Origin of the sequence: Arthrobacter ramosus, from assembly GCF_039535095.1 — a bacterium.
GTDB classification, from domain to species: Bacteria; Actinomycetota; Actinomycetes; order Actinomycetales; family Micrococcaceae; genus Arthrobacter; species Arthrobacter ramosus.
This window is the reverse complement of record NZ_BAAAWN010000001.1, coordinates 3,878,631-3,891,011: the sequence shown is the minus strand read 5'-3', so window position 1 is coordinate 3,891,011 and position 12,381 is coordinate 3,878,631. Positions and strand designations below refer to the sequence as shown.

At 64.1% G+C, this 12,381-nt stretch carries 10 protein-coding genes; 1 reads left to right on the top strand and 9 read right to left on the bottom strand.

The genetic code is table 11. From position 1 onward, the window contains the following. Window positions 1-7 precede the first annotated feature (7 nt). Both ABD742_RS17910 and ABD742_RS17905 read right to left on the bottom strand, forming a co-directional pair. Complete coding sequence (locus ABD742_RS17910) at window positions 8-403, bottom strand: cupredoxin domain-containing protein (protein ID WP_234753201.1); 396 nt, start codon at window positions 401-403, stop codon at window positions 8-10. A gap of 127 nt (window positions 404-530) precedes the next feature. After that, window positions 531-1,310 (bottom strand): gamma-glutamyl-gamma-aminobutyrate hydrolase family protein, encoded by a 780-nt coding sequence (locus tag ABD742_RS17905; RefSeq protein WP_234753202.1) that lies wholly within the window; start codon window positions 1,308-1,310, stop codon window positions 531-533. 63 nt (window positions 1,311-1,373) lie between these two features. On the opposite strand from ABD742_RS17905, the gene ABD742_RS17900 reads away from it, so the two are divergent. Further along, complete coding sequence (locus ABD742_RS17900) at window positions 1,374-2,507, top strand: LOG family protein (RefSeq protein WP_234753203.1); 1,134 nt, start codon at window positions 1,374-1,376, stop codon at window positions 2,505-2,507. Between the two features lie 337 nt (window positions 2,508-2,844). Here ABD742_RS17900 and ABD742_RS17895 read toward each other — a convergent pair whose 3' ends face one another. The 7 genes from ABD742_RS17895 to ABD742_RS17865 form a co-directional block, all read right to left on the bottom strand. Beyond that, on the bottom strand, window positions 2,845-3,672 hold the full coding sequence (locus ABD742_RS17895; protein ID WP_234753204.1) for an IclR family transcriptional regulator: 828 nt from the start codon (window positions 3,670-3,672) through the stop codon (window positions 2,845-2,847). Window positions 3,673-3,793: 121 nt separating this feature from the next. After that, window positions 3,794-5,050, bottom strand: coding sequence for an aminopeptidase P family protein (locus tag ABD742_RS17890; protein WP_234753205.1), 1,257 nt, complete (start codon window positions 5,048-5,050; stop codon window positions 3,794-3,796). A gap of 32 nt (window positions 5,051-5,082) precedes the next feature. Continuing rightward, window positions 5,083-6,489 carry an MFS transporter gene (locus tag ABD742_RS17885; protein WP_234753206.1) on the bottom strand — a complete coding sequence of 469 codons (1,407 nt, stop codon included), beginning with the start codon at window positions 6,487-6,489 and terminating at the stop codon, window positions 5,083-5,085. 282 nt (window positions 6,490-6,771) lie between these two features. After that, window positions 6,772-7,746: an ABC transporter substrate-binding protein gene (locus ABD742_RS17880; RefSeq protein ID WP_234753207.1), complete on the bottom strand. Its 975-nt coding sequence runs from the start codon at window positions 7,744-7,746 to the stop codon at window positions 6,772-6,774. Window positions 7,747-7,790: 44 nt separating this feature from the next. Further along, a complete protein-coding gene (locus ABD742_RS17875; RefSeq protein WP_234753208.1) occupies window positions 7,791-9,824 on the bottom strand; it encodes an ABC transporter permease in 2,034 nt (677 codons plus the stop codon). Further along, window positions 9,824-10,858, bottom strand: a complete 1,035-nt coding sequence (locus tag ABD742_RS17870; protein WP_234753209.1) for a quaternary amine ABC transporter ATP-binding protein — start codon at window positions 10,856-10,858, stop codon at window positions 9,824-9,826. The genes ABD742_RS17875 and ABD742_RS17870 overlap by 1 nt, the downstream gene beginning before the upstream one ends. Continuing rightward, window positions 10,855-12,375: an aldehyde dehydrogenase family protein gene (locus ABD742_RS17865; protein WP_234753210.1), complete on the bottom strand. Its 1,521-nt coding sequence runs from the start codon at window positions 12,373-12,375 to the stop codon at window positions 10,855-10,857. The genes ABD742_RS17870 and ABD742_RS17865 overlap by 4 nt, the downstream gene beginning before the upstream one ends. Between the last annotated feature and the right edge of the window lie 6 nt (window positions 12,376-12,381).

The following is a 12,381-nucleotide window of genomic DNA, read 5'->3' as shown; positions in this document are numbered from 1 at the left end:
CGAGTGCTCATTTCACGACCAGGGTTCCGTGCATATTGGGGTGGTAAGTGCAGTGGTAGGGGTAGCTGCCCGGTGTGGTGGGCGCCGTGAACTGGGCTGTTCCGCCCCCTCCGTCGACGGCGGCGTCGAAGGCCTTTCCATCGTCTGCGGTGACCGTGTGGGCCTGGGTGTCCTCGTTCTTTACCGTGATTTTGGCGCCCGGGCTGACCGAGACAGGTCCTTGATAGCCGAAGTCCTTGATGGTGATGGTGAGCGATTGGGAGGACGGAGCGCCGGAGGACGCGGCGGAAGGTGGGCTCGATGATGCGCCATAGCCGCCGGTTCCGGACGACCCGCAACCGCTCAAGGCGATCAGGGCGGCCGCCGCAACGATAACCATCATGGCTTTGGGGTTGTTCCTCATGATTGGTTCCCCGCTTCTCGTGTCCGGTGGCCGCAATGTGCTTGCCACATTGATGAGACGAATTCCGGAGCGGTCAGGTTCACCGGTGCGGGAAATTGATTCCGGCAGGTGGAGGAGGGCCGCTCGATCACCCCACGGGACGCAGCGTCCTGCAGACCTCCACGAAAGCCTTGAACGGAGCGAGCCGCTCCTCCTCAGGCAGCTGCGAGGCCTCGGGATGCCATTGCACGGATGCCACCCAGCGCTGCGGATCCTCGAGGGCCTCCACGGTCCCGTCCTCCGCGACCGCCGTCACCACCAAGCCATCGCCTACCCGGGCCACGGCCTGGTGATGTCCCGAAGCAATCCGCACTGAGGCCCGAGAGCCATAGAGCCCGGCCACCTTGGAACCCGGTGAAAGTTCGACGTCGTGCCACGCCCAGGCGCTGAGCTCGCCTTCCGCCGGTGTCAGGCCGTTGTGCTCCACCAACGATGGGTGCATGTCCTGGATGAGCGTCCCGCCGTAGACCACGTTGAGGAGCTGATGGCCGCGGCAGATGCCGAGGGTGGGCAAACCGGCGTCGAGCGATCCGCGGGCGACCGCCAAGTCCAGGCGATCCTGGTCAGGGTTGACGTCGTAGCAGGCGTCGGTCGCTTCTTCACCGTAGAGTCGCGGATCCAGGTCCCCGCCGCCGGGCAGCAGGACCCCGTTGAGGGAACGGAGCTCGTCGGCCAGCGGACCGGCTTCGTCGGTGAAGGAGGCGTCCAGCAGTACAGGCTCCGCACCGGCGTCGCGCACTAGTTCGACGATGAAGTCGAAGAGTTCGTTCGCCTCTCCGACGCGGGGATCCGTGCTTTCGGAGCTGCTGAGGCGGACAGGAATGCCGATCCGGGGCCTTAAGCTGCTTTGCTGTTCGGAAGTCTGCATGCTCCATGATGCACCGGCCGGTCGACTCCTGCGCAACGGGAATCGCGGGCTTACGCTGATGCCATGAATCCGTCCCGCGCCCTGACTCCCAGTCCCCGCACGCTCGACATTGAGAGCGTGGCCCATTTCGACAGGCTTCTGAGCTCCGGTGCCGCAACGATGCACGGATGGCACGCCCAGTCGCTGGACTTGCGAGGCCGACGCGCGGACCTGCAGAGGCTGGATCCCCAAGGCGCCATCTTCCTCGGCTGTACCTTCGACGACGGCGTGGAGGACTCGCTGCGCAGCCGCGGCGCACTGATCTTTCCGAAGCTGCGCGGCGTGCCGTTCAACCCGTACCGGGGCAGCCTCTACAGCGCCGCCGAACTGTACGAGGACATTGACTCCACCGAGTACGAAGCCACGCTCGACGCCCTGGTCTACCAATGGAGCATCATGCCGGGGCAGCGGACCAGTCTGGACGCCACCCTCGCCGCCGCGCTGCACGACCACGCCATCGGAGACGCCCTGGACGAACTCATGGGCAACGGGGATTTCGCGGGGAACAAGATCGTGGGCGTCATGGGCGGGCACGCCGCGCAACGCGGAACGACGGACTTCGACGACGCGGCGCGCCTGGGTCGGCTCTTGGCCGTGTCCGGCTTCACGGTGGCCACCGGCGGGGGACCGGGTGCCATGGAAGCCGCCAATTTGGGTGCCTACTTGAGCGGCCTGTCCGACGCCGACTTCGCCGTCGCGCTGCAATCGCTCGCGGCGGTGCCGGGTTTCCGTCCCTCGGTGACGGCCTGGGCGCGGGCGGCGGCCGTCGTAGTCGGGCATTATCCGAGCGGAACGACGTCGCTGGGCATCCCCACCTGGTTTTACGGGCACGAGCCGCCCAACCTCTTCGCCACCCACATCGCCAAGTACTTCGCCAATTCCATGCGCGAAGCGATCCTGCTCGAGCTATGCAACGGCGGCATCGTGTTCCTCCCGGGCTCCGCCGGCACCGTGCAGGAAATCTTCCAGGATGCGTGCGAGAACTTCTACGGCGCCCCGGAAACCGTCACGCCCATGGTGCTCGTCGGACGCGACCATTGGGAGCACAAGTATCCCGCGTGGCCTATGCTGCAGAGCCTCGCGGCGGGGAAAGTGATGGAGGCCCGGATCTTCCTGGTGGACAGCGTCGAGGAGGCGCTCGCCGTCGTCGCGGGCTAACTGCTGACTGCGTTCGGGCGCCGTGAGCTTGGCCCCCGGCCCCGCCCGCCCCGCCCCGGCACATAGGACATGCCCAGCCCGGGCACACCCCGCCCGCCCCGCCCGGGCACACCCCGCCCGGGCACATAGGACATGCCCAGCCTTGGCTCGGAGCAATGGACATATTGCGCATATGTCCATCCCTCGAGTCCAAGGCCGGACATGTCCCTCGGAGTGAGAGCGTTATGTCCGCCGCTCGGGTTTGGGGCTGGGCATGTCCCGTGGATGACGAGTGGGCATGTCCATTTCTGGGGTCCAGAACTGGGCATGTCCCCGTGTGGTGAAGGGTGGTGTCGGGTCAGTGGGGGGCGCGACCGCCCAGGCGCGTGGTGATTTTGCGGGCTGCGTCTTGGCATGCCTCGCCGAGGCTGGCAAGCGTGTCCTGCGAGACGCGGAACTTCGGCGCGGGGATCAGGACGGAGGCCACGATGTCTCCGCGATGGTCAAAGACGGGGGAGGCAACGCCGACTTCTTCGATGGATGTTTCGCCGAAATTGAAGGCCCAGCCCCGCTCCACAGACTCCTGAAGCCGAAGCAAGTAGGCCTCGAGGGCTTCCTCGTCGAGACCGGGCAATGTGATGGAGCCGCTGCGCAGGAGCATGCGCACGCGGTCGGCGTCTTCGGCTGCAAGGAAGACCTGCACCGAGGAGCTCAGCGCCTCGTTGTAGCGGGCACCCAACGGGGCAAGATGCTTGACCTGGTGACGGCTCGCGATTTGCTCAACGCACATGGATTCGTTCCCGTTCCACACCATGAGCGCGCTCGTCTCGCCCGTCCGTTCGCTCAGCTCCCGCAGCACGGGATAGGCCACCCGGCGCTCTTCCAGTTCGGCGAGGAGCGGGCCGGCGAGGGCGATCATCCCCAGGCCAAGCCGGAAGCGGCGGGACTCGGCATCGCGCTCCACCAAGTGTTCTTGTTCGAAGGTTGCGAGGATCCGGGACACCGTGCTCTTGTGCAAGCCGATCCTGCCGGCGATCTCGGTGACTCCCAGCAAGGGTTCCTCGGCGGTGAAGCTGCGGAGCACGGCGATGGCGTTCTCGAGTACCGAAGCGCCTTTCGAATCGCCGTTGGCCGGGGTGTCACTCGTGGTTGCACGCGGTTCTGCACGCAGTTCTGCTGGGGTCATGATGGTCACTATATGGCTCTTTTTATTGGGACATGCCCAGCCTTCGCCTAGAGCAATGAGCATATGAGTCATATGTCCACTGCTCGGGCGCAAGGCTGGGCATGTCCATTGGAGGTGGGTGTCAGGCGCCGATGATGTTGTATTCCGAGCCGAACGGGAACTTGGTGATGTTCTCGGCACCGTCTTCACCGACCACCAGGATGTCGTGCTCCCGGTACCCGCCGGCACCCGGCTGGCCGTCGAGGACCGTGATCATCGGTTCCATGGAGACCACCATGCCTGGCTCCAGGACCGTGTCGATGTCTTCGCGCAGCTCTAGTCCGGCTTCGCGGCCGTAGTAGTGCGAGAGGACGCCGAAGGAGTGTCCGTAGCCGAAGGTGCGGTTGGCGAGCAGTCCATGCGAAACGTAGATCTCGTTGAGCTCCGCGGCGATGTCCTTGCAGACGGCTCCGGGCTTGATGAGTTCCAGTCCGCGCTTGTGCACCTCTACGTTGATGTTCCACAGCTCCAGGGAGCGGGCATCGGGTTCGCCGTAGAACAAGGTCCGCTCCAGTGCCGTGTAGTAGCCCGATGTCATGGGGAAACAGTTCAGCGACAGGATGTCGTGTTCCTGGATCTTGCGGGTGGTGGCCCAGTTGTGGGCGCCGTCCGTGTTGATGCCGGACTGGAACCACACCCAGGTATCGCGGATCTCGGAGTCGGGGAACGTCCGGGCGATCTCGTGGACCATGGCCTCGGTGCCGATCAGGGCGACCTCGTACTCGGTGATTCCCGCCGTGATCGCATTGCGGATCGCCTCTCCGCCAAGGTCGCCGATCCGGGCGCCGTGTTTAATGACCTCGATCTCCTCGGCAGACTTGACCATGCGCTGGCGCATCGCGGCCTGGGCGACGTCCGCAAGCGTCGCGCCGGAGAAGGCAGACTGGATCTTGTTGCGGTTGTCCAGCGGAAGGGAATCGTCCTCGACGCCCAGACGCCGGACGTTGATCCCGCGGGTGCGCAGCACTTCCTGGATGCCGAAGATGTAGTTGTCCCGGCGCCAGTCCGTGTAGACCAGGTTGTCCCCGTAGCTGCGGCGCCACGGCATTCCGGCGTCGATGTTGGCGGTCACGGTGACGGTGTCGTCGGCCGTGACCACCATGGCGTAGGAGCGGCCGAAGTAGGTGAACAGGAAGTCGGAGTAGTACTTGATGGAGTGGTAGCTGGTCAGGACGACGGCGTCCAGTTCCTTCTCGGCCATGATCCCGCGAAGTCCGGCAAGGCGTCGCTCAAACTCTGCGTCGGAGAAGGTCAGGGAGACCTTCTCTCCGTTGTTGAGGACCTTGAGGCGCTCAAGCTTGGTGACGTCGCTTAGGGCTTCATTTTCGGTGATGGTCATGGGTGGTGTTCCTTTCAATGGGTGGGTTGTTTTCAGTCCTGCTGCAGGGGCTTCTTGGAAGTCTCCACAGCGAAAAGGACCGCGATGAGGGAAATGACGGCGGCCGCCACGAGGTACCAGCCGGGAGCCAGCTGGTTGTGGGTCAGGCCGATGAGGAGGGTTGCCATGAATGGGGCGGTGCCGCCGAACAGGGCGTTGGAGAGATTGAAGCTGACGGCGAAGCCGCTGTAGCGGACCCTCGTGGGGAAAAGCTCGGCAAGGAAGCTGGGCAGGGTGCCGTCGTTGAGCGTGAGCATGCCGCCCAGCAGGATCTGGACCAGGACAATGACCAGGAAGTTGCCGGTGTCGAGCAGCATGAACGCCGGAACGGTCAGCACCACGAACAGTACGGAAGCCGTGATGAGCATGCGCTTGCGGCCGAAGCTGTCCGATGCGATCCCTGTCAGGAAAATGAATCCGATGTAGCTGAGGAGGGCAATGGTCGTGGCCAGGAACGATTCGGCTGCGCCGAAATGAAGCTCCTCGGAGAGGTACGTCGGCATGTAGCTGAGGATCACGTAGAAGCCGACGGCGTTGAGCAGCACTGCGCCCGTCGCAATGATCAACTGCTTGCGGTACGTCTTGAACATCGCGAAGGCTGGAGCCTTGACCGCGGTGTCTTTCGCGGCCATTTCGCGGAATGCCGGGGTGTCCTCGAGCTTCGTGCGGATGTAGCGGCCGATCAGGCCCATCGGGGCGGCCAGGAGGAAGGGCAGGCGCCAGCCCCATTCGCCGAGCTGCTCGGCGCTCAGCACCGAGCTGAGCAGCGCCGCCAGCAGGGAACCGAGCAGCAGGCCCGCCGCCGTACTGGCAGGTACGACAGCGGCATAGAGTCCGCGCCGATTGGTCGGCGCGTATTCCACCAGGAAGGCTGAGGCACCTGCGTATTCGCCCGCTGCCGAGAAGCCCTGGACAACGCGGACGAGCAGCAGGAGGACCGGTGCCATGACGCCGATGGTGTTGTAGCCGGGGATCAGGGCGATGCAGAACGTTGCCACGGACATGAGCACGATCGACAGGGAGAGTGCCTGTTTCCGTCCGAGCCGGTCACCGATGTGGCCCCAGATGAATCCGCCCAGTGGACGGACAAAGAAGGAGACGGCAAAGACGCCGAACGTCGCGAGCAGGGCGGTCTGCCGGTCCGATGCGGGGAAGAAGACGGTCGAGATAATCCCGGCGAGGTAGCCGTAGACGGCGTAGTCGAACCATTCGACGAAGTTGCCGATGAAGCTCGCAGTGATGACGCGGCGGCGGGTGTCCTTGCTGACCGTGTGGTTGTTGGCTGGCTTTGACGGGCCGCCCGGGGTGGCTGTTGCGTCGGGAAGCTCGCCGGATCCGCCTTTGGATCCGGCACTAGCGCTTCCCGGGATGGCTGCCACGGAGGATGTTTCGTTTTTCATGAATCCACCAAGAATTTTTGGGTTGCATTCAACGCAACGCTGTTGCACCAGAATAGATGTGTTGCGCATCACCGTCAAGGGTCTCCAGGTTCAGCCCAACTGGCTCGCATTACTTGTCGTATTGGGCGCTCTAAGCGACAACAAGTGCGAGCTAGCTGGGGGAGAGGTAGCGCACTCGCTGCAACGCGGTTGCGGAGAATGAGTAGGACCCTGTCCCGGAACGCAAAAAGAAGCTCCCCGGATCCAAAGGATCCGGGGAGCTTCACAGCAAGCGTTAAGGGACTATTTGAGCCAGGCAGCCACCACGTCGGGGTGGGCATCCACCCATTTCTTGGCCGCGGCATCGGGCTTCATGCCGCCCTGGATGTCGGTTGCGACGGAGTTCTGGTCCGCGTTGGTCCACGAGAAAGCCTTGAGCAGTTTCGCGGCGGGAGAACCGCTGTCCGCAAACTTCTTGGCCATCACCTTGTTCAGTTTGTAATCGGGGTAGTCACAGGCCACCTTCTCGGCGTCGGCATCGCAGCCCGGAGTGTAGGCGGGCAGGCTGACCTTCTTGAGGGGGACCTCGGAAAGGAACCATTGCGGTTCGTAGAAGTAACCCAGTAGCGGCGTCTTGTTCTTCTCGGCCGAACGGAACGACTGGATCAGTGCTGCTTCCGAACCGGAGAAGACCACTTTGTAGTCGAGGCCAAGGTTCTTGACGAGGGCTTCATCGTTGGTCACGAACGCGGGGTCGCCATCCAACACCTGGCCCTTGCCGCCCGATTCGGACGTGGCAAGGAGGGACGCGTATTTGTTCAGGTTCTTGCTGTCCAGGATGTCCGGGTACTTCTGGACCATCCATGGCGGTACGTACCAGCCGATGTGCCCTTCATTGCCCGTGGGACCAGCGTCCACCGCTACTTTCTGATCCGTGATGTACTGCTTCGCGAGGTCCTCGTGACCCCAGTTCTCAAGAATGACATCGACTTCACCTGAGCCGAAGCCCTGCCAGGAAATCTGTTCCGACAGGTCCTTCTGGACTACGGTGCAACCGAGCTTGTTTTGGGCTATGTAGCTGTAAACAGCCGCATTCGCCGTGTAGCCCACCCACGCGTTGAGGGCCACGTTGACGGTTCCGCAGGGGGTGCTCGAAGCACCGGCTGCGGCCGCCTGATTGACTGTTGCGCCGCCGCAGCCGGCGAGCAACAGGGCGGCAGCCATGGTTCCGGCGAGCGTGGGAATTGTTCGTTTCAACAGCAGTCCAGCTTTACTCATGGTGGGGTCTCCTTGTTGGGGGCAGTGCGTGAGTGTCAGGGCCGTTAGTGGGCGGGTGATTTTGCTGAGGGGACTTTTCGGACGGGGTTGGCAGCGACGGCCTGCGTCATACGGTCCAGCAGGATGCCGAGGAAAACGATGGCCAGGCCTGCGGCGAGGCCCTTGCCGAACAGTGAACTTTGGACAAAGCCGGCGACGACGTCGTACCCCAGGCCACCTGCTCCGACCAGGGCTCCGACCACCACCATGGCGAGGACGTAGATCAGGCCTTGGTTGGCGGCGAGGGCCAAGGATTGCCGAGCCATGGGCAGCTGGACCTTGGTGATGACTTGCCAGGGGGTTGAGCCGCTGGAGACGGCCGCTTCCATGACGGTGGGGGAAATTGCGGCGATGCCGTCGGCCGTGATCTTGATGGCCACGGGCGCCGCGTAGATGATGCCTGCGATGATGGCGGTGAAGCGTGTTGCGCCGAAGAGGCCCAGGAACGGAACCAGGTAGACGAAAGCAGGCATGGTCTGGCCCGCGTCAAGCATGGGCCGCATGAGCTGGTCCACTTTGTTGGACCTGCCCATGGCCACGCCGAAGATGACGCCCAGGACCATGACGACGGCGGTGGCAACGAGGGTGCCTGCCAGGGTGACCATGGAATCGCTCCACAGGCCCAAATAGATGATCACGGCCAAGCACGATGCCGTGACCGCTGCCAGCTTCCAGCCGCCGAGGGCAAAAGCCGCTACGACGATCACGGCGACCAGGAGGTAGAAAGGCGTTTCCGTCAGAAGTGACTGGAACGGGTTGAGGATTCCGTTGGTGACTGCCTCGCGGAAGGACACCGTAAAGAGGAAGAGGTTGGTCTGCAGCCATTCGCTGGCCGAGCTCACTCCGCTGACAATGGCCGGGCCGATGTTGAGATCCTTCGGGAAGGCGGCGGCCCAGAGCATTGTGCGGGACAACTGGACCATGGCGAGCACCACAAGCAAGCTGAGCGCCAGCAAAATGTACCGGGTTCGCCGCGATATCCGGCGCTTTCGGTTTGCTCCGGGTTCGGCCCGGCGGCTGGCGGCCGTGGTCACGCGGTCCAGCACAATGGCCAGCAGGACGATCGACAGTCCGGCATTGACCGCCGTGCCGACGTCGAGCGACTGCAGGGCGCGGATAACCACTTGTCCCAGCCCGGGCGCTGCGATCAGCGCCGCGATGGTCACCATGGACAGCGCGGCCATGGTGCTCTGGTTGATCCCCATCACGATGGTGCGCCGAGCGAGGGGGAGCTGAAGGGTGAGGAGCCGCTGCCAGCCGGTGGTTCCCAAGGAGTCGGAGGCTTCCCGGGTGTTTTCCGGGATGCACCGGATGCCATGCGCCGTCAGTCGGATGACCGGAGGCGCCGCGTAGATCACGGTGGCGATCACGGCGGAGGCGGGGCCGATCAGGAAGATGAGGGCCAGCGGTGCCAGGTAAACGAAGGTGGGAAGGGTCTGCATGAAGTCGAGGACCGGAGTGATCACCTTGGCAACCCGGCCATAGACTCCGGCCAGCACTCCGAGGGGGATGCCGATCAGCAGCGTGAACAGCACGGCTGTGATGACGAGGGCGAAGGTGTAAGCCGCTTCCGTAAACAGCCCCTGGAGGCCGAAGAACACGAAGGCCGCCGCGGTCAGCAAAGCCACGCGGGCATTGCCCACCGCGAAGGCGATCCAGCTGAGCAGCGCGACGGTTCCCAGCCAGCCGATTTCCGGCAGGCGAAGCCCGGTGGAGCTGGCGGCGAAAATGCCGATGAACAGGTTGGCGACGGCGTCGACGGCGGAGCGGAGGGGGGTGAAAACGTACTGGAAGACGGGATTATCCGCACGGTTCGATGCCACCCAGGCGTTGAATTGGTTGAGGGAGCGGTGGAGATCAGTAAGCTCCGACGCCGGCAGCGTGAGGGTCGCCGTGCCGTGGAGGAACAGGAATCCAACAAGCCACACGACGCCGGCCCCGCTCAGGATCAGGGTGCGCCGGCTGAGCCGCTTGCGCGGTGCGCGGACGGAGACAGGGGTAGCTTGGACCGGGGCGCGATCGCGAACGAGAGTGGACATCACGCCGCAACTTCCGCGCTGCGGATGACCGACAAGATGCTGTCGCGGTCGATCTGGCCGGTGATCTTGCCGGAGTCTTCCACCAGGACAGGACACGATGAGTTCATGACGGTGGGAATGGCGTCGCGGATGATCATGCCTGCGCTCAGGACAGGAGCATCCCCGGGAGTGCCCAAAGCCAAAGGATCGGTGATCCACTTGAGCGTCAGGACATCCGCGCGAGGTACTTCGGAGACGAAGTCGGCAATGTACTTGTCCGCAGGCGATCCGACGAGATCATCGCCAGTGCCGCATTGGACCGTCTCCCCGTTCCGCATGATCAGGATGCGGTCCCCGAGTTTGAGCGCTTCCGAAAGGTCGTGGGTGACGAAAACCATCGTCTTGCCCATCTCTTTGTGCAGCCGGATGACTTCCGCCTGCATGTCGCGCCGGATGAGCGGGTCCAGGGCAGAGAACGGTTCGTCAAAGAGGATGGTGTCCGGATCGCCTGCCAAGGCGCGGCCGAGTCCGACGCGCTGTTGCATTCCGCCGGAGAGCTGGTCCGGGAAATGCTGTTCGTAACCCTTGAGGCCTACGAGCTCGATGATTTCGCGGGACCTGGCGTAGCGCTCGTTCTTGGCGGCGCCACGGATCTGCAGCCCGTAGGACACGTTGTCCAGGACGGTGCGGTGCGGCAGGAGGCCGAAATGCTGGAAGACCATGGACATTTTCCGCCGGCGCAGCTCCCGAAGCTCGCCGGTTCCTGCCTGCATCACGTCCTTGCCGTCCACCAGGACGCTCCCCGACGTCGGTTCGATCAGCCGGGTGAGGCACCGGATCAGGGTGGACTTTCCTGATCCGGACAGGCCCATGACGACGAACACCTCGCCCTTCGCGACGTCGAAGTTCATGTCGCGTACTGCAGCATTGCACCCGGTGCGTTCAAGCAATTCAGCCGAGCTCAAAGCCGAGAGTTCGGGGTCCTTGGGGATCTTTTCACCTCCGGGTCCGAAGACCTTCCAGAGGTTGCGCACTGATATGTCAGGACTGCTCATTGCTGTACTCCTGCCTGCGACGGCTCGAACCAATAGCTGGGCCCGGGGCTGATGTTTTGCCAGATGTGCTTTGTTTCTCGGTATTCGGCCAAGCCCGCGAGCCCCAATTCGCGGCCATTGCCTGACTGTCCGAAGCCGCCCCATTCGGCTTGCGGGACATAAGGGTGGTAGTCGTTGATCCAGACCGTCCCGTGGCGCAACGCTTCCGAAACCCGCTGGGCTTTCGACGCGTCTGCCGTCCACACAGCGCCGGCCAGTCCGTAGACGGTGTCGTTGGCCAGCCGGACGGCCTCTTCCTCGGTGGTGAATGTTTCCACCGTCATGACGGGGCCAAAGGATTCCTCCTGCACAACGCGCATCGAGGTCGTGCACCCGTCCAGCACGGTGGGCGGGTAGAAACTGCCACCGGCCAGCTCCGGGCTGTCCGGAATGAAGCCCCCGCACAGCAGCCGGGCGCCTTCCGCAACACCGGCCCGCACGTAGGCGTGGACCTTGTCCCGGTGGGCCGTGGAGATCAGCGGGCCTGTCTGGGCTTTCTGGTCGAAGGGGCCGCCCAACCGGATCTGGCGTGCCCGGCGCACCACTTCGGCCACGAACTCCTCGTGAATGGACTCTTCGACAATGAGCCGTGCCCCGGCCGAGCACACCTGGCCCGAGTTCAGGAAGACGGCAGTCAAGGCGTTGTCGATCGCGGCCTCCCGGTCGGCGTCGGCGAACACGACGTTCGGGTTCTTGCCGCCGAGCTCAAGGGCCACGCGCTTGACCGTCTCCGCCGCGGCCACCATGATCCGCTTGCCGGTTTCGAGGCCGCCCGTGAAGGAGACCAGATCGACCCGCGGATCCGAGCTAAGTACCGCACCCACCTCGGGTCCCGTTCCCGTCACAAGGTTCGCGACGCCGTCGGGCACGCCGGCTTCCCGCAGCGTGTCCATAAGCAGGATGGACGTCGAAGGCGTCAACTCACTGGGCTTGAGGACAAAAGTGTTGCCGGCCAAGAGTGCGGGCGCAACCTTCCACGAAGCTTGCAGGAGCGGGTAGTTCCACGGCGTGATAAGGCCGCAGACGCCTACGGGCGCATGGACGACCCGGCTGATGGCGCCGGGCCGGCCGGTATCGATCACGCGGCCCGCGTCCGTGCCTGCCACGCTGCCGTAGTAGCGGAAGCAGGCTATGACGTCGTCGATGTCGTATTCGGCTTCAATCAGCCGCTTCCCGGTGTCGAGGGCTTCGGCCGCCGCGTATCCGGCTTTGTCCCGTTGCAGCAACCCGGCCACGCGGAGCAGGATCGCGCCGCGTTCCAGTTCCGGCGTGTTCGGCCAGCCGCCGTCGTCGAACGCCTTCCGGGCGCTCGCCACAGCGGCCTCCGCGTCGGCCGAGGTGCACTCCGCGACGTCGGCAACGTGCGTACCGTCCGCCGGGCAGCTGATGCTCCGGGTGCCTCCGCTGGACTGCTGCCAGCCGCCGTCGACGTAGCTGCCGCGCACCGTGTGGATCCGTGAAAGTTGTGGGGTGTTCATGCCGCT